This window comes from Streptomyces sp. PA03-1a (genome assembly GCF_033792805.1).
GTDB lineage: Bacteria > Actinomycetota > Actinomycetes > Streptomycetales > Streptomycetaceae > Actinacidiphila.
This window is the reverse complement of record NZ_JARAVO010000012.1, coordinates 1-22,423: the sequence shown is the minus strand read 5'-3', so window position 1 is coordinate 22,423 and position 22,423 is coordinate 1. Positions and strand designations below refer to the sequence as shown.

General features: G+C 70.9%; 14 protein-coding genes. 5 read left to right on the top strand and 9 right to left on the bottom strand.

The annotated features are described in order from the left end of the window. Positions 1–271: 271 nt before the first annotated feature. Positions 272–4,387 (top strand): carboxypeptidase regulatory-like domain-containing protein, encoded by a 4,116-nt coding sequence (locus PV341_RS04350; protein ID WP_500356748.1) that lies wholly within the window; start codon positions 272–274, stop codon positions 4,385–4,387. Positions 4,388–4,490: 103 nt separating this feature from the next. On the opposite strand, the gene PV341_RS04345 is transcribed toward PV341_RS04350, so the two are convergent. From PV341_RS04345 to PV341_RS04320, 6 genes are all read right to left on the bottom strand, one after another. Then, positions 4,491–4,862, bottom strand: coding sequence for a toxin Doc (locus tag PV341_RS04345; RefSeq protein ID WP_499516373.1), 372 nt, complete (start codon positions 4,860–4,862; stop codon positions 4,491–4,493). Between the two features lies 1 nt (position 4,863). Then, positions 4,864–5,097 (bottom strand): type II toxin-antitoxin system HicB family antitoxin, encoded by a 234-nt coding sequence (locus PV341_RS04340; RefSeq protein WP_499516374.1) that lies wholly within the window; start codon positions 5,095–5,097, stop codon positions 4,864–4,866. A 126-nt stretch (positions 5,098–5,223) separates the two neighbouring features. Then, positions 5,224–5,976 carry a hypothetical protein gene (locus PV341_RS04335; RefSeq protein WP_500329302.1) on the bottom strand — a complete coding sequence of 251 codons (753 nt, stop codon included), beginning with the start codon at positions 5,974–5,976 and terminating at the stop codon, positions 5,224–5,226. A gap of 310 nt (positions 5,977–6,286) precedes the next feature. After that, positions 6,287–10,051 carry a S8 family serine peptidase gene (locus PV341_RS04330; protein WP_500356746.1) on the bottom strand — a complete coding sequence of 1,255 codons (3,765 nt, stop codon included), beginning with the start codon at positions 10,049–10,051 and terminating at the stop codon, positions 6,287–6,289. Between the two features lie 450 nt (positions 10,052–10,501). Further along, a complete protein-coding gene (locus PV341_RS04325) occupies positions 10,502–11,293 on the bottom strand; it encodes a class I SAM-dependent methyltransferase (protein WP_500329304.1) in 792 nt (263 codons plus the stop codon). A 275-nt stretch (positions 11,294–11,568) separates the two neighbouring features. Next, entirely contained in the window at positions 11,569–12,591 is a 1,023-nt protein-coding gene (locus PV341_RS04320) for a DUF4331 family protein (protein ID WP_500356744.1), read from the bottom strand. A gap of 131 nt (positions 12,592–12,722) precedes the next feature. Between PV341_RS04320 and PV341_RS04315 the strand changes: the two genes are divergently transcribed. Beyond that, positions 12,723–13,637 (top strand): LysR family transcriptional regulator, encoded by a 915-nt coding sequence (locus tag PV341_RS04315; protein ID WP_500356743.1) that lies wholly within the window; start codon positions 12,723–12,725, stop codon positions 13,635–13,637. Positions 13,638–13,950: 313 nt separating this feature from the next. Here the strand turns inward: PV341_RS04315 and PV341_RS04310 are convergent, their stop codons facing one another. Then, a complete protein-coding gene (locus PV341_RS04310; protein WP_500356741.1) occupies positions 13,951–15,732 on the bottom strand; it encodes a SpoIIE family protein phosphatase in 1,782 nt (593 codons plus the stop codon). A gap of 123 nt (positions 15,733–15,855) precedes the next feature. Between PV341_RS04310 and PV341_RS04305 the strand changes: the two genes are divergently transcribed. Next, on the top strand, positions 15,856–16,071 hold the full coding sequence (locus PV341_RS04305) for a superinfection immunity protein (protein WP_500329308.1): 216 nt from the start codon (positions 15,856–15,858) through the stop codon (positions 16,069–16,071). A gap of 76 nt (positions 16,072–16,147) precedes the next feature. Here PV341_RS04305 and PV341_RS04300 read toward each other — a convergent pair whose 3' ends face one another. After that, entirely contained in the window at positions 16,148–16,582 is a 435-nt protein-coding gene (locus tag PV341_RS04300; RefSeq protein ID WP_500329309.1) for an Rrf2 family transcriptional regulator, read from the bottom strand. Between the two features lie 131 nt (positions 16,583–16,713). Here PV341_RS04300 and PV341_RS04295 point away from each other — a divergent pair, with 131 nt between their 5' ends. Next, positions 16,714–17,469 (top strand): SDR family NAD(P)-dependent oxidoreductase, encoded by a 756-nt coding sequence (locus PV341_RS04295; RefSeq protein ID WP_500329310.1) that lies wholly within the window; start codon positions 16,714–16,716, stop codon positions 17,467–17,469. Positions 17,470–17,781: 312 nt separating this feature from the next. On the opposite strand, the gene PV341_RS04290 is transcribed toward PV341_RS04295, so the two are convergent. Further along, entirely contained in the window at positions 17,782–18,009 is a 228-nt protein-coding gene (locus PV341_RS04290) for a hypothetical protein (RefSeq protein ID WP_500329311.1), read from the bottom strand. Positions 18,010–18,523: 514 nt separating this feature from the next. Between PV341_RS04290 and PV341_RS04285 the strand changes: the two genes are divergently transcribed. After that, the gene (locus tag PV341_RS04285) at positions 18,524–22,240 is read left to right on the top strand and encodes a S8 family serine peptidase (protein ID WP_500356739.1); all 3,717 of its coding nucleotides are present in this window, start codon (positions 18,524–18,526) and stop codon (positions 22,238–22,240) included. The last annotated feature ends 183 nt before the right edge of the window (positions 22,241–22,423 follow it).

Below are 22,423 nucleotides of genomic sequence, written 5' to 3'. Positions count from 1 at the left end.
TCATGATGCGACCTGTCACGCATGGCGGCATTGATCCCCACCTGCTCTCCGGAATCCGGACACATTCGCGTCGAGTGCTCCGGAGAACGCGAAATGGCGGCCCGTTTCTGCCTTTTCGGCGTTGACATGGATACGTGATCTCTCCGCTAATGGACTCCCGGCGACCGCAGGAGTTCGCTGTCGAACCTTCATATGTCGGCGTTTCATGGGATCACTGGGGAGTCGGACGTTGCACGTAGCACACATATCCGGTCCACCGCTCCGGCGGCGGATGTCCACCTGGTCGGCGGTGATCGTCACCGCCGCGCTGGCCGTCCTGGGCATCCAGACACCGTCCCAGGCTGCGGCGCCCTCAGCCGCGGCCGCCACAGCGTCCGCTGCCGCGGGCGGTGACGCGCCCTACGAAGCGGCGTGCGGCGCCGCAAAGAAGGGCGAGGCCACCTGCTACGCCCTGCGCCGCACCGATGTGAAGCCGTCCAAGGGCCTGCGGACCACCGCGGCGCCGGGCGGGTTCGGACCGGCCGACCTGCGTTCGGCCTACAACCTCCCGGCGGGCGGCGGTGCGGGGCAGACGATCGCCATCGTCGACGCCTTCGACGACCCGACCGCCGAGGACGACCTGGCGGTCTACCGCGAGCAGTACGGCCTGCCCGCCTGCACCGCCGACAACGGCTGCTTCACGAAGGTCGACCAGCGCGGCGGCACCGACTACCCGCAGCCCGACCCGGACTGGGCCGGGGAGATCTCCCTCGACCTCGACATGGTCTCGGCGATCGCCCCCGAGGCTCACATCCTGCTCGTCGAGGCCGACACCCCGAGCTTCGAGGACCTCGGCGCCGCCGTCGACACGGCGGTCGGGCTCGGCGCCAAGTTCGTGTCCAACTCCTACGGCACCGACTACCGCTTCGGCAGCGGTGAGGACCCCTACCAGACGACGGTGCTGGACGCCCACTACAACCACCCCGGCGTCGCGATGGTCGCCTCCTCCGGCGACTTCGGCTACGGCGTCTCCTACCCGGCCGCGTCGTCCTACGTGACCGCGGTGGGCGGTACCTCCCTGACCGCCGACAGCGGGAGCAGCCGCGGCTGGTCCGAGAGCGTCTGGGACGGCGCGGGGTCCGGGTGTTCGCTCTACGTGCCCAAGCCCGCATTCCAGAAGGACACCGGCTGCGCCAACCGCGCCGTCGCGGACGTCGCCGCGGTGGCCGACCCCGCCACCCCGGTCGCGGTCTACCAGACCTACGGTGGCGGCGGCTGGGCGCAGTTCGGCGGCACCAGCGCCGGTTCGCCGATCATCGCCGCCGTCTACGCCAACGCGGGCACCCCCGTCGCGGGCACGTACCCCAACTCCTACCCCTACGCGGCGGACGCGGGGTTCCACGACGTCACCGCCGGCAGCAACGGCACCTGCTCCCCGGCCTACCTGTGCTCCGGCGCCGCCGGATACGACGGCCCGACGGGCCTCGGCACCCCCGACGGCCTGCGGGCCTTCCGCACCGGCCCGCACGGGACGCTGGCCGGCACCGTGACCGACCAGGTCACCGGCAAGCCCCTCGCCGGTGCCACCGTCAGCGCGGGAACCGACAACGTCACGCGCACCGGGGCCGACGGCGGTTACAGCCTCGGCCTCCCGGTCGGCGGCTACGACGTCACCGTCGAGGCCTACGGCTACGCCGGCAGCACCGCCGAGGACGTCGACGTCACCGAAGGCGGCACCGTCACCCGGGACTTCGCGCTGAAGCCGGTCCCCAGCCAGACGGTCTCCGGCAAGGTCACCGACGGCTCCGGTCACGGCTGGCCGCTGTACGCCAGGATCACCGTGGACGGCGTCCCCGGCGGCCCGGTGTGGACCGACCCGGCCACCGGCGCCTTCACCCTCAGCCTTCCCGAGGGCCACGACTACACCCTCCACGCCGACGCGTCCCTCCCCGGCTACACGACGGCGACCAGGTCCCTCACCGTCACCGACGCGCCGCAGTCCCTCGACCTGTCCCTGCGGGCCGACCCCTGGCAGGCCACCGCACCCGGCTACGCGGTGCACCTGAGCGGCGCCACCGAGCACTTCGCGTCCACCGACTCCGCCCCGCAGGGCTGGCGCGTCGTCAACGCCGACGGCAGCGCGGGCGGCTGGACCTTCGATGACCCCGGCGGCCGTGGCAACCAGACCGGCGGCGACGGAGCCTTCGCCATCGCCGACAACCCCACGATCGGTTCGCCCTACGACACTCAGCTGATCAGCCCCGCCTACGACCTGACCGACGCGTCCGATCCCGAGCTGGCCTTCGACGCCATGTACTGGGTGTCCGACGGGAGCGCGGTCTCGGTCGACGCCAGCTCCGACGACGGCGCCACATGGAAGTCCCTGTGGTCGGCGACGGCGGGCTTCGCGGACCACGCCAAGGTCGAGATCCCGCTCGACGACTTCGCCGGCGAGCGGGACGTCCGTGTGCGCTTCCACTTCGTCACCGAGTTCGCCTGGTGGTGGGGCGTCGACGACGTCTTCGTCGGCGATCGCGGTTACACGGCCACCCCCGGCGGCCTGGTCACCGGGACCGTGACCGACGCCAACACCGGCAAGGGCCTGGTCGGCGCCGGCGTCACCGTCGAGGGCGAGCCGGGGGCGACCGCGACGAGCGCGGCCACCCCCGAGGACCCCGCGCTCGGTGACGGGCTCTACCTCATGTTCTCGCCAGGCCTCGGAAAGCACGAGGTCACCGCGGCAAGGCCGCGCTACACGGAGCTGACCAAGACCGTCGACATCGCGGCCGACAGCGCCGTCACGGCCTCCTACAAGCTCAGGGCCGGGCAACTGACCGTGACCCCGGACTCCGTCGGCGCCACCCTCGCCTGGGGCAAGTCCGCCACGCGGAACATGACGGTCAAGAACACCGGGGGCGCGCCCGTCAGCGTGACGGTGGGCGAACGGGCCGGCGGCTTCCAGTCCCAGGCCCTCGGCAACGGCGCACCCCTCCAGACCGTCAAGGGGCACTTCTCCCCGCACGCGAGCAAGAAGGGTTCGGCCCCGACCGGGGCGAAGCACGCCGCGGCGCCGTCCGGGGGCGCCTGGCAGACCGGCCCCGACCTCCCGGAGACCGTCCTCGGCAACGCGGTCGGCACCTACGAGGGCAAGGTCTACTCCGCCTTCGGCTACACCGGCTTCGACGTCACCAACGCGATGTACGTCCTGGACCCCGTCGTCGGCGGCTGGAGCAAGGTGGCCAGCGCGGCGGACCGCCGGGAGGCGCCCTCGGGGCAGTTCGTCGACGGCAAGTTCTACACCGTCGGGGGCTGGCTCCCGGACAACACCACCGACCCCAAGCTGGAGATCTACGATCCCGTCGCCGACCGCTGGAGCACCGGGGCACCGACGCCCGCGGCCTACGCCGGGCAGGGCAACGCGGCTCTCGACGGCAAGCTCTACACGGTCGGCGGCTGCGACGACCACTGCGGCACCGCCGAGGCGTACGCATACGACCCCGACACCGACACCTGGTCCCGGATCGCCGACTACCCGGAGCGGGTCGCCTGGGAGTCGTGCGGCGGCGTCAACGGCAAGCTCTACTGCGCCGGCGGTGACGCGGACGGCCTCGGCGAGAGCAAGCACGCCTACGTCTACGACCCGGCCGCCGACACCTGGACGTCGCTTCCCGACCTGCCGATCCCGCTGTGGAGTTCCTCGTCCACCGCGGCGAACGACCAGCTCGTGATCTCCAGCGGCATCAGCCACGAGGCCCTCACCAACCAGGGCTTCGCCTACGACCCGCAGGCCGGCGCCTGGACCGCCCTGCCCAACGCCAACGTGGCCACCTACCGCGGCGGCGCCGCCCTCGGCGTGTACAAGATCGGCGGCGGCAGCGAGCCGTACACCCCGAGCAGCACCGTGGAGCTCCTGCCCGGATACGACCAGGGCGGCACGAGCGACGTCCCGTGGCTGAGGACGAGCACCCAGCACTTCACCCTGCAGCCCGGTGCGAGCACGACCGTCACCGTCACGCTGGACGCCTCGGTGCCCGAGGTCGCGCAGCCGGGTGACTTCAGCGCGCAGCTGGCGCTGGGCAACGACAGCCCGTACGGGATGCGGAAGGTCCCGGTGTCCCTGCACGTCGACCCGCCGAAGACCTGGGGCAAGATCACCGGAACCGTCCGTGGCGTCCAGAGCGACGGCACCACCAAGCCGCTGGCGGGTGCCACCGTGGAGATCGGCAGCTGGGCGGCGGACTACTCGCTCAGGACGGCCGCCGACGGCACCTACTCCCTGTGGCTGGACTCCCGCAACAACCCGCTGGAGGTCATCGTGGCCAAGGACGGTTACCGGCCGGTGGCCACCACGGTGAAGATCCAGAAGGGGGCGACGGTCACCAGCGACTTCACGCTGAAGAAGCAGTAACCGCCGATCCGGCGGAAGCAGACGCGGGCCGGCCCCTCGGGACCGGCCCGCGCCTGTCCGGGGGGTGCCGGGTCGCCTCGTCGCGGGTGACGCGGCGGGTCGGTCAGAGCCGCCAGCGACGGATCTGGTCGGCGCAGGCGTAGACGTCCGCGCGCCCCGCACGGACCTGCTTCGCCAGGTCGCTGAGCGCCCCGTACGGTGCATCGACCGCCTGGCCGCACGCCGCCATGTAGGCCACCGCGACGAGCGCCCCGTACATGGCGTTGCGGGCGGGCAGCGGGCACACCGAAACGATCTCGTGGAAGAGGGCCGCCGCACGCCAGGCCGCGTCCACGGTGTAGTCCAGCTTCGGGGCGTTGACCCGGTGCCGGGCGACCGCCGCGACCAGGCCGGAGAAGTCGTGGACCGACGGCTCCTTCGGCAGCACCTCGGCCTGGCGTTCCAGCAGCCAGCGAATGTCGACCTGCAGCTCCACCTCAAGCGGCCCGTCCGGTGGCGCTGTCCGGCTCCTCTTCCGGGAACGCCTCGGCGAACTCCGCGGCATGCCTGGCCAGGAACGCAGCGGCCGTGGCGGCCCCGTCGTCGAGTCGGGGGTCGCGCTCGGCAGCCTGCGTGATCAGAGCGGTCACCGTGGTGCCTTCGGCCTCGGCGCGTGCGACGAGACGGGCATGAACGGCGTCATCGAGCCGGATGTTGATCTGCTTCGCCATGCCCCCAGTGTATAGCAGACTGCTATACACTGGGATGCCGCGCCAAGCGCAGGGCCGAAGCGACGGCGAACGCCGGTGCGGGCGCCCGCTCGCCCGGGTGCGCCCCACGGCGCGCAGGGCTCGCCCTCAGGGGCCCAGGGCGAGGCCGACGATGTCGAAGGCGCGACGTACGGAGCGGTTCCAGACCACGGCCGCCACCGCGATGGCGGTGCACGCCATGACGATCGGCTCAGCGCCGTCGGACAACCCCAGCCGGGAGACGCCGATCACGCCTCCGATCGTGAGGACGGACCACGTGACGGTACGGATCCACTCGCGGTCAGGCCCCGCCACAGCGCCCTGTAGCTGGCTCTCGTCCAGAAGCGCGCCCACCCGGGCTTGGCAGTAGCGATCCGCGATGGTCAGAAGGAGTCCTCCCAGCTCCTCCAGCGCCGGGCGCGGATCGCTGTCGAGACGGGCTTCACAGGCGCGCAGCGCGGCAATCACCCGGCGCTCGTGCGCCTTGAGCGTCCTGCGGCGGTGCGAGAACAAGGAGACGGAGCGCCGCTGCCTGTGAGCGGCGGATATGCCACGACTGACCGCTCCGATCCGGCGGGAGACCTTGCGCAGATTCGGTGCCAGCCTTTCGCCGCCCGCCCTGTGCGCCTCCGCGCAGGCCGTGATGGCCTCGGCGATCTCCATGACCAGTGCGTACCGCCGTGCACCGAAGACCACGCCTACCTGCCGGAAGGACAAGCGGGTCTGCGGAGCCTCGCGTCCGCCGAGGGAACTGCGAAGGGTCATCACCGGAATCGCGACGGCACCGAAGACCAGCGCGACCACTGCCCAGGGGGTCTGTGCCATGGAAACGCCGTCAGCGGTCACGTAGTCGACGGTCACGAAGACCGCACCCGTCGCTGCGCAAAAGAGGATGCAGGTCAACAAGATGCGAAGGTGACGCCTGCGACGGATGGCAACGCGGACCCGGGCCGGAACGCGGCCAGGCATCGCCAGGCGCGCCAGGGAATCCTCGAGTTCGGCCAGACTTTCGTCACCCCACACAAGCCTGGATCATGGCACGGGACGGATCGCCCCGGAGCCCTTTTCCCGTGCCAGGTGCGGCTCGCGATGTCACCTCGCCGAGGGCCCCGAGGGCCCCGAGGCCGACCGGGCCGAGTGGTTCCCACCCGGCCCGGTCGCCGACGGTAGGTCAGCGCAGGCCGGTGGCCCGGATGACCGTCTGCGCCACGGTGTTGCCCCGCGTGTCCGAGGCGTGGACCCGCAGCGATACGAACGCGGCCTTCCGCGGGGCGTCCAATCTCACGCGCACGGTGCCGTCGCGCAGGACCCGCGGCGTGACGCGGTGCCAGGTCCTGCCGTCGTCGTAGGACACCTCCACCTTGTCGGTGCGCACCCGGGCCGTGGAGGCGCCGCGGATGTGCGACGGCGCCACGACGAGCTCGGCGTCACGCCGGGCCGATCCGCCGGTCGAGGTCGGGATGGTGTAGTCCAGCTGCACCAGGGGGAGCAGCGGCGCCTTGCCGTTCCGCGGTGCCCCGGACATGAAGCCCCACTCGGTGCGGGTGGAGGTGGAGTACGCGTACCCTCCGGTGCGCTTCGTGGTGGTCACCAGCCGGTAGCGGCTCGGGGTGCTCGGAACCGGGAAGTCGAAGTACGAGCCTTCGGTGCTGCCGAGCAGCTTGGTGCTCCGGCGGAGTTCGACGGACTGCGTCGTGGTACCGGGCCCATTGGTGCCGGCGTGATCGCGGCCGCCGTCGCCGAAGCCGGGAATCTGCCCGAGGACGGAGTCGCCCGTGCGCCGCGGGGTGTCCAGGTACTCGACGACCCGGGGTCGTTCGACCGGACCGAACCACTGGACGCTCGTGGCACGTCCTGCCGGATAGGCGACCTGGCCGGAGTACTGGTCGGAGTACTGGTTGCCGCTCTGATGGGCCTCCTCCCTCCAGATGGCGCCGGGGGCGGCGGTCACCCAGTCGGTGCGTCGCGCCCCGGAGGTCGACAGCCGGGTCGAGTCCAGCAGGAAGAGCTGGTACGGCTGGATGTCGAACCGGTTCTCGTACACCTTGTTCGTCGTGCGGAAATCGACGTCGACCCGGGCGAGTTCCCTCGTGCCCGGTGCATAGCGCCGGGTCTTCGGGATGCCGCCGCGCCAGGTGCGCACCAGGTCGTAGAGGTACGCGGTCGTGGAGCGGCCGACGATGTGCATGGGCACCGAGCCGGAACCGCTGTGGATGCGGTCGATCAGGACCTCGCCCTCGGTTCGCGAGATGCCCGCGACGACGATCTTGCTACGGCTGCCGCTCGGCCAGTAGCGTCCGCTGTCGCCGTTGACGATGACGAGGACCGCCACGCCGGCCTTCTCGGCGGCGGCGATCTGGTCGTGGGAGGCGGTCCGGGAATCGCCGTCATCGTCGTCGTCCGGCGGGGGTACGTAGCGGACCACCGCCACCTTGCCCCGGGCCCCGGCCGCGGCGTAGTCCTGCTCTCGGCCGTCACCGGCGAAAACGGCCGGGAGGGTGTGCGTCCGGTCGGCCGGCCGGGCCGAACCGGGCTCCAGAGCCAGGTCGTCGAAGTTCTGGGAGCCCGAGGAGAGGCTGAGCAAAGGCTGCTCCATCCTTGCCCGGACGGTGTACAGCAGATCGCCGTCGGCGGGCTTGTTCGTCGGCAGCGCCCACATGCTGTCGTGCTGGGGAGCGAGGGTCGAGGTCTCGCCGATGGCGGGAGCGCCGTCGGTGAACGACCTGAGGAAATCGGCGCGGACGACGCCGGCCGTGGTCACCTGCGGTGTGACGACCTCGGTCAGTCGCAGTGCCCTGCCGTCGACGGTCGCCGACGTGTCGGCGTCGCGGACCTGGATGCCGGTCTTGAGCAGGAGCGCCTGCCCGAGCGAGGAGGCCCCGTGGGTGCCTCGGACGTCACCCCACAACCAGGCCGTGTAGACGCCGTTCGGCACGACCAGGTCGATGTCACCGCGTGTGTTGGTCACCCCTTCGAAGCGGGACCCGTCACCATGGCGCTGGACCCGCACCACGTCGGCCAGCGGTTCGCCGTCCCGGCCCTGGAAGTGCAGCCGCAGATGGTGGTGCTCCTCGCGGGTGCTGACGGCGACCAGGGTGCGTGTGGCGGTCTTGCCGTCCACCAGGCCCGTGAGGTGTCCGGTGAAGCGGGAACCCGCCGGCGCCCGGTCGAGGACGGTGGTGAGCGTCGTGGCGGCGGTGCCCCCGGCCGGCACGGTCACCTGACGGGCCGTCACGGTGAACAGTCCCTGCGGTGCGTCGGGCGCGTCGACCCGTAGCGTGACGGTGACCGCCTCGTCGCCGGAGTTGAGCCACTCGATCCGGCGGTCCACGGTCTGCCCCGGCTTTCCGCCCAGGGAGTGGATGCCCGCGTCGGCGGTTCCGGTGGCCACGAGGCGGGCCGCGGAGGCCGCCGCGGCGTCGACGCGCCCGTTGCCACCGTCGTCGGAGGTGTTGGCGGGCGTCTCGTGGGCCGTGCTCACCAGGGCGTCCTTGATGCGGGCCCCGGTCCACCCCGGGTGGCCGGCCGCCACGAGGGCGGCGGCGCCGGCCACGTGCGGGGTCGCCATGGACGTGCCGTTCAGGGAGGCGTAGGAGCCGCTGCCGAACGTGGCGTACTGCGAGCGTGCCGCGAGGATGCCGACGCCGGGCGCGGTGATCTCGGGCTTGATCGCGTCGTCACGGAATCGGGGGCCGCGGCTGGAGAACCAGGCCACGGCGTCCGTGGAGTCGACGGCGCCGACGGTCAGGGCGGCGTCCGCGGAGCCCGGGCTCGCGACGGTGGACGGGCCGTTCTCCCCGCTGTTGCCCGCCGCGATGGTGAACAGGGCGCCCGTCTCGGCACTGAGTGCGTTCACGGCCTGGCTGAGCGGGTCCGTGCCGTCGTCGGGGGCGAAACCGCCGAGGCTCATGCTGATCACGCGTGCCTTGGTCTCACGCGCCGCCCACTCCATGCCGGCGATGACCCAGGAGTCGGATCCGGAGCCGGAGTTGTCGAGCACCTTGCCGATGTGAAGCTCGGCTCCGGGCGCGACGCCCTTCTCCTTGCCTCCGGACGCCGCGCCGTTGCCGGCGATGGTGGAGGCGACGTGTGTGCCGTGACCGTTGCGGTCCACGACGTCCTCGTACGGGATGAAGCTCCGGGACGAGGCGACGACGCCTGCGAGATCCGGGTGCTCGGTGTCGTACCCGGTGTCGAGGACGGCCACGTCGACACCCTTGCCGATGTTGCCGCGCGCCCAGGCGTCCGGGGCACCGATCTGTGCGACGCTCGACTCGAGCGTCGCCTTGACCTTGCCGTCCAGCCAGACCTTGCGGACGCCGCCGTTCAGCGCCGGCTCGCCCGCGGTGGTACCGCGTGCCGCGGACGTCGCCCGTGTGAGCCCGGCCCAGAAGTCCGCCGCCCGGCTGTGGGTCTGGGTGACAGCGGTGCTGTCGATGCTGGTCAAGGCCCTTGCGCCGGTGGCACCTTCGGGCAGGGACGCCAAGTCCTTCTTGGCCAGTGAGTCCGAGGAATAGCTCAGGATGAGGGGCAGCCCACGGGAGCGCGAGTCGTCGTACCCGTCGGCGACGAGTCGGGTGACGTTGAACAGGGTCTCGTGGAGGAGACCGGCGGCCACGTACCGCTCCGCCACGGCGGGCACGACGTAGACGTCCCCGTGCTTGCTGCTGACGCGTACGTCCGCCCGGTCTCCGTTCGGTGCGGCCACGGTGACGGTGACGGGGCCGGAGCCGTCGGGGGTGACGGTGACGCGGTCACCGGAGATGAGGGTGACGGTCCGCGCAGTGGATCCGAGTGAACCGCCGTCGGCTATGGTGACGCCCTTGGTCGCGGCGGGGGTGTGGTCGGCGGCTGTCGCCGGGGGGACCACCGTCAGCAGCGCGCTGACCGCCGCCAGGATGGGCAGGCCCTGCCGGGCCCGGATATGTGGTCGCACACGAGTCCTTGGTCGAGTCTTCGTTGGATGTGCAACGCATGGTGTCACAACATGTGATGTGTTTGTTGTCTACCTCCCGTTCAACCGCCCTGACCCGCCCGCTGCCTGTGCCGCCGATGCCCCTCAGGCGCTTAATGGCTCCCAATGAACGGTGCGGGCGCACCGACGACACAACGGGCGAGCGCGCCGGCGTCCCGGACACTGAGGCCGCAACGGCAACCGCATGGTTCACCACCCGTCGGATCAGGGTGAGCACCAGGATGACCGGGGCCGATTGGGCACGGCAGACTGCAGCATCATCAGCAGCGCGACGGCCACAGCCAGGGCCGCGACCAGGATGCCGCTCTCCCACTCGTTACGGGCTCAGCGAGGTGAGGGGGGGCCGGGCCGGCACAGCGCTCCGCCCGGCCCTTCGGAGACACGGCCGTCTCGGCCGGCCCCACGGCTGGGTCAGCCCGGCTTGACCGCCAGCGTCGCAAAATAGTTCGACATGTATGGAGCGGATGCGTTGGATTGGTGCGGCGCTTCCTTGAAGCCGGTGAGGACGAACCCCGCGGCGAGTTGCCCGCCGATCTGGTCGGTGAGGGTGTGGCTGTATTCAAGAGCGGCATCGGCGCCGAACTTCGTGGCGCGTTCCTCGGCGGAGTACTGCGTGACATCGCTGTAGGGCAACTTGTGTACGACGATCAGCTCGCCGCGCTCGTCGAGCGCCTCGTGGTCGAACAAGTACACATCAGGGTTGAGGAAGCCCACGAGGAGAGTTCCGCCCGGTCGCAGGACGCGGAAGCACTCACGCCACACCGGTGCCAAGTCTGGTACGAAGAGGTTGGAGACCGGATGGAACACGACGTCGAATGTTGCGTCGCCGAAGGCGCTGAGGTCGCGCATGTCGCCTAGGACGGTGCGCAGCTCGAGTCCGTCGCGCGCCGCCACCATCTGGTCCTGGCCGAGCTGGCGGGGTGAGTTGTCGAATACGGTGACGCGCGCCCCTGCGGCGGCGAGGATCGGACCCTGCTGGCCACCGCCGGAGGCCAGGCACAACACGTCCTTGCCGGTCAGGTCCGTCGGCAGCCAGGAGCGGTCGACCGGTTCACGCCCGATGAGGACAATCGACCAGTCGCCCATGCGGGCGCGCTCGACGTCCTCGGTACTCACCGGCCTCGACCACTCGTTGCCCTCTTGGACATACCTGTCCCAGGCTGCCCGATTGTGGGCAACGGGGTCGACAACCATGTCCTGCACGTTCAACTCCCTGCTACAGGCAAGCGGACACCTGCGGTACTGACAGTTCGGTGCCGCTAGCCAACACGATTGCAGGGTGCGGGCTCAACGAAATTTGCGGGCTCGACGGGTGGTCGCGCAGGCGAAGCGAGGCCGACACACGCATCATCGGCTGCGGTAGGGCGCGTCAGCCGGGGACGCATCCGTGCAAGGCCGACCTCTGGCCGCGCCGGAAATCCGGCCGCCGCAGCCCTCCGCGACGATCTCGACGCGGAGGGGACGGGTGACCGGGGTGGTCATACGGGCACGACGTACGGGAAGCGGTCGTTCCGCAGGTGCTGGGCGACGGACGGCTTGAGTCCGGCCGGCACGGCCGTGTTGGTCACGAGTGAGAGCATCGCCTCAGGCGCGTTGTCGGCCAGGGTGCGGCCGTTGCGGGCGGCGAAGCCGTACGTGGCGGGCGTTCCCACGACGTAGGGCAGCACGTCGGGGAACAGCTGCCCGGCCACGGTCCGGCCGTAGCCCTCTGGGTCGCCGCAAGTCCCGGTGGCCGCGACGACAGCCGCGACCTGGCCGGCGATGAATTCGCCGACGGCGGCACGGTCCTGCGAGGGGTGCCGGGTGTTGGCGGGGTTGCTGAAGTCGGTGTCGCCGGGCCAGAAGATCGGCCACATCATCGGGTGCCCGCCGCGGTTGATCTGCCGCCATCCGCCGGCGTCGGTGGCCAGCTTGGTCGCGCACCAGACGCCCGTGCGGGCCCCGGGGCGCAGCTGCGCGTGCTCGTGCGGAACCTCCAGCACGATCGATTCCACGGTGGTGCCGGCGAAGCTGTTCTGCGCCTCCTGCGGGCGCCATTCCGAGAGGTCCACCGCCGTCCCCTTGGCCACCGCCCCGTTGACGACGGCCAGCAGGGACAGGTCGATGTAGAAGGAGTCGGAGATGCGCCCGGCCCAGACGCGGGTGCCGTCCGCGTCGGCCGTCTCACCGGTGCGGCCTTCCAGTACCAGGTCGCCGTCAGCGGAGTCCTCCCGCGCCTCGTTCCCGGTCAGGACGTGCAGGCGCAGGGTTTGCCTGCCGTCGGGGCCGGGTTCGTCGAAGGAGACTCGATAGGTCAAGGTCTCGAATTCGGCGCCGTCGAAGTGAACCTTGAATTCGTAGCGTGCTTCCGGGTGGAACCCGGGCTCGGCGTAGACGCCGGTGATGTCGGAGTTGACGTCCATGACAAACACCGTGCTGCGCTCACCGGGAAAGACGTACAGGTCGTCGATGAACAGCTGGCCGTTCTGGGCCGCCAGGGGAGTGTCGAGATGGTGCGACATGGTCGGTCCTTCATTCTCTCGGTTTTTCTTCGAGGAAAGGGTGCCGGGCGTTTTTCCGGACTGTTTCATCCTCTCCGAGCAGGCGGCGACCTGGTACCGCCACATCGGGAATGCCGCCATACACTGTGGTTATGAGCAGGTCGCCCCCCGATCTCAGTAGTCTCCTGTTGCTGACATGGGTGGCCGAGCTCGGCAGCCTGGGGCAGGCCGCCGAGCGGATGGGGATCAGCCAGCCCGCCGCGAGCAAGCGCCTGACGCAGCTCGAACGGCGCCTGGGGCTGGCGCTGGTGCAGCGCGACACCCGCGGCTCCGCACTGACCGTCGAGGGCAAGGCGGTGTGCCAATGGGCGGGGCGGGTGCTGGCCGAAGTGGACTCTCTGATGGTGGGCGTCGCGGCGCTGCGCGGTGACCACGCCCGCGACCTGCACCTGGCGGCCAGCATGACGCTGGCCGAGCACTTCGTGCCGCGGTGGATCGGCACGCTGCAGCGGGGATCGCCCGATGTGTACGTCAGCCTCAAAGTGACCAATTCCGAACAGGTCGCCACGCTCGCGGCGAACGGCCGGATCAGTCTGGGGTTCGTCGAGTCGCCCACCGTCCCGTCCGGCCTCAGCTCACGACAGGTGGGTACCGACCGGCTGGTCGTCGTGGTCGCGCCGCAGCATGCCTGGGCACGACGGCGAGAGCCGGTGGACCTGACCGAGCTGGCCCGAACCCGCCTGATCGTCCGCGAACCGGGTTCCGGCACGCGGGAGACCATCGAGCGTGTGCTCGCCGGCGCGGGAGCGGAGCCGGCCAGACCTCTGATGGTGCTGGACGCCAACGTCGCGGTACGGAAGGCCGTCGCCGAAGGCGCCGGCCCGGCGGTGCTCAGCGCGGTCAGTGTCCGGGACGACCTGGCCGAGGGGCGCCTCGTGGAGGTCACGGTGACGGGGGCCGACCTGCGCCGCCGGCTGCGCGCCGTGTGGCCGAAGGGCCGCCCGTTGACCGGCGCGGTCGAGGAACTGCTCCGGATCGCGGCACGTACCCACCGCGAGGATCGCTGACGGTTCTCACGCGGCCATGGGTCCTGCTGCTCGATGTCGACCGTGAAAGCAGAGACCTGTCCGTCAGCCGAGGTCAGCGTGACCGGTCCGAAGGTGATGATCGGAAAGGCGGTGCCATTGCCGCCGTGATGGAACCCGGTCGCACCCGCGATCCGGAAGGCCGCTGCGGCGAGTGTGCCCGCGGTCTCCTCGCCGACTTCGACACGCGGGCGTGCAAGAGCAGTGCGACCGCCGGCTGATGCCCGGTCACGGACCCTCTCGGAGTCGCGGCCCATCGCCCGCACGATGCGGGTGCGTGAGGACGCGGGCGCCGTCATGTGCGTTGGATGACCAGTACGGCCACGTCGTCGGCGTGGTCCACTGCGACTGCGGCGTCGAGGATGCGGTCGGCGGTCTCCTCGGTGTTCAGTCCGTCGTGGAGGGCTGCGCCGGCCAGTGTTCCGGCCCGCTCCAGTCCGGCTTCCAACGTGAGGCCCGGTCCTTCGACCACGCCGTCGGTGACCATGATCAGCGCGCTGTCCTTGTCCAGGGTGAAGGTCTCCTCGCGGTACTCGGCGTTGGGCACGACTCCGAGGACCGGTCCGCCCGGCAGCTCGTGGGTGCTGTGGCTGCCGTCCTTGTGCGCGCACAGCAGCGGCACGTGGCCGGCGCTGGCGCCGGTGACCCGTCCGTCGCGCGGGTCGAGGTGCAGCATGGTGCAGCTGGCGAATCGTGCCGCTCGCATGGTGACGAGCAGCTCGTTGGTGCGCGTCAGCACGGTTGCCGGATGCGGTTCGTGGGCGGCGATGGCGCGCATGGACGAACGGACCTGTCCCATGAGGGCGGCGGCGTCCACGTCGTGCCCTTGGGCGTCGCCGATCTCCATTGCGACGGCGCCGTCGGGCATGACGAAGGCGTCGTACCAGTCGCCGCCGACGTCCAGCCCGTGTCGGCTGGGCCGGTAGCGGGCGGCGACCTCCAGGCCCGCGAGGTGCTCGGGCAGCGTCGGGAGCATGGTCTGCTGCAGCGCGGTGGCCAGCTCGACTCGTGCCTGCTGCAACCTGACGCGCCCCAGCGCCTGGCCTGCCAGGTCGGCCAGCGTACCCATGAGGGTCCGCTCATCCACGGAGGGCCGGTATCCGCTGTCGTAGAACACCATCCACGCCCCGAGTGGCTGATTGCCGGTCTCGCTGAGGGGGGTGATGGAGGCGGCGTAGTCGAAGCCGAGCCGGACGAGCCACGGAAATCCGGACCCGTGCGGCCAGCGGCGGATGTAATCCTCCCGGTCGGGAATGAATTGCGGCCGGCCGCTGCGGATCGCCTCGGGCAGCGGGCTCGGTTGGTCCAGCGACAGGCCGTGCAGGGCCTCGACCTCCCACATGGCCACCCGGGCATCGGTGGAGACGAGCAGGCGGCCTTCGTCGGCGAGTGCGAGCAGGGCACCGGTACCACGGAAGGTCGCGGCGAGCCGGGTCAGGACGACCTGCTGCAGTTCCTGCTCCGTGGCGGCGCCGATCAAGGCCGAGGAGAAGTCGGCGACGTCCTTGGCGCGCTGTCGCTCGGCAGCCAGCGCGGCCTGCGCCTTCTTCCTGCGCTTCTCCTGCTTGGTGTCGTCGCGAACCACCCCGAAGATGCGCTCGGGGCCGCCGTACCCCAGCTGGATCCGACGGCTCTGAGCGGCCAGTTGGTGCCAGCCCCCGTGCTCGGTGAGGTACCGCACACTCAACCAGGAGGACTGGGCGGAGGCGGAGCGCAGGAGCTGCCGCAAGGCCTCACGGTCCTCAGCGTGCACTGCCGAGATCACATGGGAAAGCGACACAGTGGGGTCCGGGAGGACCACGACATTCTCGGCCGACATCCGCTGGCTAGCGGGCCACAGATCACCGAAGCGACGTCCCAGGCACTGCTCCGCCGATTTTCCCAGCGCTGTGGCCATCGCAAGGTTGAGGCTGCGGATGGCACCGTCCAGCGTCACAAGAGCCGCCGGGTCAGCCCGCTGCAGGAGTTCGTCCGAGGCGTTCATGGGTCGCTCCCTGGCACATACCGAAACAACCGCTTCTTCATTTTCGCGCATTTTGCCAAGGGGCCAGGGATGAAAGGCTGTGTTCGACTGCATACCTGCAGTGACGATGATGGGAGCCGGCCGGAAAGGGTGGACGGTCGTCCGTGAAGCCTTCAGCGGACCCCGGACACGGGTGTATCTTGTGGCAGTCGTTGAAGATCAACTCGGGGGGGCGCTGTGGAAAACCTGCTGACGTTCATGCTCATACTTGCTTTTGCCGTGCTCTACATGGCGCCGTCGTACATGGCGTTTGCGCGTGGAGCAAAGGACCGGTGGCTGATTCTTGTCATCAACGTGTTCCTCGGCTCATCGCTCATCGGGTGGGGTGTGGCCCTGTACATGGCGACCCGCACACCCAAGAAGCCCAAGGCGTCGGTGCAAGCCTCGGCGTGAATCGCCGGTGAGGTCCCCGAGAATGTGAGGGACGGTGGCTGCCGGGGGCCCGTACGCGCCTGGGCCGCGCCTGCCGTCAGCGAGGTGCCGCGAGGACGTCCCGGAGCACGTCCTCGAGCGAGACGCGGGACAGTTCGCGTCGGACGGTCTCCTCGATGCCCTCGTAGACACCTCGCATCGCCGGCTGGATGCCGTGACCGACCACACATCCCTGGTCCGGGGTGGTCCGGTGCAGCGCGAAGAGCGGGCCGGGTTCCACGGCCTCGTACACGTCGAGCAAGGTGATCGACCCCAGCTCGCGTGTCAGCGTCCAGCCCGCGCCCACGCCTCGCCGGGACTCCACCAGACCGGCTCGGCGCAGTTCGCCCAGCAGGCGTCTGATCACCACCGGATTGGTGTTCGCGCTGGTCGCGATCTGCTCGGAGGTGGCGACCTCATGACCCTGGCGCTGGTAGAGGCCGATCCAGGCCAGCGCGTGAGCGGCGATCGTCAACCTGCTGTTGGCGCTCATGTGACCCTCCTCCCAGTGGAAACATTTTCTGTTACGACTGTGTAGTCGTAACGAGTATAGTTGCGATCATTGTCGTAACCATCATTGTTTCGACAGGCGGCGAAAGAGACCGATTCAACGAGGTGGGAACTATGAGCCAGCCGCTCACGGGCAAGGTCGCCCTGGTCACCGGTGGGTCCCGCGGACTGGGAGCCGCCACCGTACGGCTCCTGGCCGAGCAGGGTGCCGATGTCGCGTTCACCTACGTCAGCTCCGCAGAGCGGGCGCAGGCCGTCGTCGACGAGGTGCGAGGCAAGGGCGCGAAGGCCGTCGCCATCCAGACCGACCAGGGGGACACGAGCCGGGCGCCGGCGCTGATCGACGAAGTGGTCACCGCCTTCGGCGGTCTGGACATCCTCGTCAACAACGCGGCGGTATCGGTGGAACAAGGCCGCACGGTGGACGATCCGGACGCCGACACCGCCGCACTCGACCGCATGCACGCCACCAACTACCTCGGTGTGATAGCCGTCATCCGGGCCGCCTCCCGGGTGCTGCGTGCGGACGGCCGCATCATCACCGTGAGCTCCGGACTCGGTTCCCGCGTCGGCCTTCCCGGCCTGGCCGACTACTCGGCCACCAAGTCGGGGATCGAGAGGTACACCATGGGCGCCGCGCGGGACCTCGGGCACCGGGGCATCACGGCCAACGTCGTGGAGGCCGGACTGATGGAGAGCGGCATGGAACCGCCGGACCCCGAGACCCTCAAGGCCCTGGTCAGCTCCCTTTCCCTCCAGCGCATGGGGCGCCCCGAGGAGATCGCCGCGGCGATCGCCTTCCTGGCGAGCCCCGCCGCGTCGTACGTCACGGGGGCCGTGCTGGATGCCCACGGCGGCTACAACGCCTGAGGGCGATCCTGCCGTGCCCCCGAGGAGACATGGAGGTCGGACCGCACGCCGCGGGCCATGCGCGCCTGCGCTGGCCCGCGGCACGGTGGCCGCTCGCCCCGGGCGGCCGCCACCGGCCGATACGTCCTGGTTCGCAAGCAGAGCCGGCCGGGCAACCGTGAGACGGCCCCGCGCCGCGTGACACGGCCTGGCCCCCGGCGAGCGGAGTACCGGGCGCGCCGGCCCGGTGGCCCGCCACCAGCTCCCCGGGGCCGGGAGTGCCCCGCGCACCAGCTCCAGGAGGCGCGCGTTCCCGTCCGGCGGAACAGCCCGTTAAGGCAGCTGATTGCGTTCCAGCGAGAAGAAGCTCACCTGGCAGTAGCCCTGGATCAGCGAAGGCAGCTGCCGGACATGATCGGCTCGGATCGTGTTGTAGACATCGTGCCTGGTCATCCCCGGCGCCGGTGTGTACGTACCGGAGAAGGTCATCAGATCCTGATCGCGATGGCTGAAGGTGATGATGAAGCAATACTCGACGAGGGGATCCGCGGGCTGGGCCATGGTTGCCTCTCGGTGGGGGACCGGTCTCGTCATTGCGGACGAAGGAATGATCCATCCGGTTGCGGCAGCCGTACCCCTACATCCGGACCGCGCGGGAGTGGGCGGGAAGCGCCGGCAACCGGGCCGTGCCGCCGCGGGCGGCGGCGCATCCGGCTCCTTCCCGGCCGCCATCGCGCGGCTGCCGGACCACCTCGCCTCCGGGTCCCGGATGACGTAGTTGCCGTGCGCCAGTTGAAGACTCGGTCGTGCGAGCTTGTCGTTGCCGGACGGCAGTTGGCCACGGACGTACGCCGGGCGCGCTCGGGACCGGTGGCCGAACGCGGCAACTCCAGAGCACCTGGCCCTCGCCGGTCACGCCGCCGATCGCAGGGTGGCCGACTGGCGAACAGGTGACATGGCGTCTATGCGCCAGCCCTTACACCTGGCACGGCGTCAACTCCCGGCCCGACTGTTGCCGGGCACACGCCGGTGACGCTCGTTCATCGGGCGATCTCAGGGGAGTTGGTACAAGGTTATGCGATCCAGATCGAGGACCGCGGCCGTGGTCGCGGCCACCGGGGTGGCGCTGCTCGCCACCGGGATGCCGGCGGCAGCCGGTCCGGAGCCGGCCGCCGGGACCGGCCGCGCGGCCGTACCGCCGGCGCCGCCCGCGCAGCACACCGTCACATTGATCAGCGGCGACCGGGTCGGCTTCACCGGCAGCGGGAGCAGGCTCCAGGTCAGCGGGGTGACCCCGGGCAAGGGCCGGGGCCACATCGCGTTCACCCGGGCGAGGATCAACGACCACGAGTACGTGATTCCCGTCGACGCCACGCAGCCGCTGGCCGAAGGGCGGGTGGACCGGCAGCTCTTCGACGTCACCGCACTTGCCGCGCAAGGGCTCGACGACGCCACCCGGGCGTCCATTCCGCTGATCACGACAGCCCAGGCGGGCCCCGCGCTGCGCGGGTCCACGCAGCGGGACACCTTCCCCGAGCTGGGGCTGGCGGCCCGAACGGTCGCTAAGTCCGAGGCGGCCACGGCCTGGCGGGGCTTCCTCGCCGCCGGCGGGACGTCCCGCGTCGCCGCGTCCGGGAAACTGTGGCTGGACGCCGAGGTCGAGGCGAGCCTCGACCGGTCCGTCGCCATGACCGGCGCGCCCCAGGCATGGCGCAAGGGGCTTGACGGCAAGGGCGTGCGCGTCGCCGTGCTGGACACCGGGTACGACCCCGCCCACCCCGACCTCAAGAACAAGGTCGTCGCGGAGAAGAACTTCACCTGGGACGAGGACGTCACCGACCTCAACGGCCACGGCACGCACGTCGCCTCCACCGTCGCCGGAAGCGGCGCCGCCTCGCAGGGCCGCTACAAGGGCGTCGCGCCGGGGGCCGACCTGTTGATCGGCAAGGTGCTCGACGGCAGCGGGTCCGGCAGTTTCAGCGGAATCCTCGAAGGCATGGAATGGGCGGCCGCCCAGGACGCGGACATCGTCTCGATGAGCCTCGGCTCCAACCTGCCGAGCGACGGCGGCGACCCGATCTCCCAGGCCGTCGAGACCCTGTCCGGGGACGGCGGACCGCTGTTCGTCGTCGCGGCCGGCAACGAGGGCAAGCCGGGCACCATCGGCACACCGGCCGCCGCGCCGAGCGCCCTGACCGTAGGGTCGATCACCAAGGAGGGTGCGATGTCGTCGTTCTCCTCCCAGGGACCGGCGGTGACCGACGGAGGCGTCAAGCCCGAGATCACCGCGCCGGGCAGCGCGATCACCGCCGCCCGTGCCGCGGGCACGCTGGACGGCGCCGCGAACAGCGAGTTCTACGCGACGATCAGCGGCACCTCCATGGCGACCCCGCACGTCTCCGGGGCGGCCGCCATCCTCAAGCAGCGGCACCCGGACTGGGACGCGCAGCGGCTCAAGGCGGCGCTCGTCGGCGCCGCCGACCCGGTCGACGGCGCCGGCGTGTACGAGCAGGGCGCGGGCAGCGTGGACGTGCCCGGCGCGCTCTCGTCGACGGTCACCGCCTCTCCTTCCGCGGTCTCCGCCGAGCTGACCTGGCCGTACACCGGCAACCCGACCCGCACGGTGACGTACCGCAACAGCGGCGGCAAGGACATCCGGCTGGACCTCTCCCTGACCGGCAAGGCACCGGTCTCGCTCGGCACACGCCGGCTGACCGTCCCGGCGGGCGGCACCGCCGAGGCGACCGTGCGGATCGACACCGCCCGTGCGTCCGCCGGCGCCCACAGCGCCTGGATCACCGCACGCGGCAGCGACGGCAGCACGGCGCGCACCCCCGTCGGCGTCGACGCGGAGGGCCCGGCCGCCACGCTCACCCTCGAAGCCGCTGCGCTGCGGCCCGGGGTCGAGACGGCGTACACCAACCTGGTGGTGCAGAACGAGCGGAGCGGCGAGGCCCGGCTGGTCAGCCTCACCGAGGGGGCCGAGGAGCTCCGGCTGCCGGTCGGCGACTACCGGGTGTTCGGCGGCGTGTGGGAGTACGTCCGGTACGGCAGGTCGAGCGTGCCCGAGACGTCCGTCGCCGTCGCCCGGCGTCTGACCCTCACCGGCGACCGGACGCTGAGGACTGACCTGTCCGGCGCGAAGCCGGTCACCATGGGCATCGACGACCCGAAGATGCGGATCAACGAGTGGGGGTCGGCGACCGGGCTGGTCTCGTCGGCCGGAGCGGGCGTCCCGGAGGGTCTGACAGCGCCGCTCTACTCCGGCGCGTACCGGTCCTATGCCGTGGGCAGCGCGAAGATACCCGGACTGACGTACTTCTCCGCCGCCTCGTGGGAGCAGCCGTCCGTCCTCGCGACGACCGCCGGCAGCTCCGGCAGCCCGGTGGACGTGCCGGTGTGGCTGATGACGCAGCGGCTGGAGTGGGACCTGGAGAAGCGGGTCACCGACGCCGGCGACGGCGGGGACCTGAGGGACCTTGAGATCGAGGACCGGATCGTGCTCCTGGAGTCGGACTGGAGCCTGCCCTGGGAGGAGCTGGACCGGCGCTACCAGGCGGTCAAGGCGCTGCGGCCGGCGGCGATCCTGCTGGCCGGGTCGGCGTCGATCGGCGCGGACGACCCCTCGCTGGGTACCGACGACCACGGTGTGGCCCTGCTGCGCGAGCGGCTCGCCAAGGGCGACGTGACCCTGCGGATCAAGGGGGAGCGCAACGGCGAGCGCACCTACTTCACGTTCCACGCCCACGACGACGGGGTGCCGGCGGGCGCGAACTGGCAGGACCGGCGCCGGGACCTGGCCCGCGTGGACCACAGCTTCCGCACCACCGGGTTCCCCAACGACCCCAAGGGGATCTACGGCTGGGTGACCTACCGCGGTCTCAATCTCGCCCAGCAGTCGACGCTGTTCCGCGCACCGCAGCGGATGACGGCGTACTACACACCCGAAGTGCCGTGGACGACGGCCACGTTCGAGTACGCGCTGGACGACGGACCGCTGGGTGTGCAGTACACCAACCCGACGGTCCTCCGCCAGGGACGCACCGTCACGGACAACTGGCTCACCGCGCCGTTCAACCCGTCGCTGTCGGTGAACGGCCCCGACGGCCGGGCACAGGCCACCCGCGTGGGGGACAAGCTGCGTCTGGCGCTGCCGATGTTCTCGGACGCCGCGGGCCACCGGTCGGAGCCCCTGCGGAATCTGGAGTCCGGCGAGACGGTGCTGCGCGACGGCTCGGGCAAGGTGATCGCCCGTAACGACGAGCCGGGGCAGGGCGTCTTCGATGTGCCCGCACGCGGCCAGTGGTACGAGATGACCTCGTCCGCGCACCACGACAGCCCGGAGTGGAAGCTGGGCACGCACGTCACGGACACCTGGCGGTTCCGCTCGGAACACACCGGTGCCGAGCACCCGCTGCCGCTGCTCGACACGCGCTACGACATGGCGGGGCTCGACGGCGACAACTCGGTGGCGGAGAATCGGGAGTTCACCTTCGGCCTGGGCATCGGCCGGCAGGCCGGGGTGAGCGGCGGCGCCGGCATCGAGCGGGTGGCGGTGCGGTACTCCACGGACGACGGCGCCACCTGGCACGCGGCGGAGGTCCGGGGCCGGGACGGCGTCCGGCGGGTGACCGTGCCCGCGACGGGCACCGGCTGGGTCTCACTGCAGGTGACCGCCACGGACCGCTCCGGCACATCGCTGACGGAGACGGTCACCCGGGCCTACCGCGTCGGTTGCCCGGAGCAGTGGTGCGGCTACGCCCCGACCTGGCCGCACTGGCCGGCCGGCTAGTCCGCGAGCCGACACCGCGCCGGTGCGGGCCGTCCCGAGGGCCGGCCCGCACCGGCGCGTGGCTGTCGTGAGGACCGCAGGCGTCGGTGCACCAGTGCGTGCTGTCGGAGCTCCCAGAGCAGGCCAGGTCGCTGCCGTTCGAGAGGAGGCCGAGTGGCGGTCGGGCCCACCCAGGGATGCACG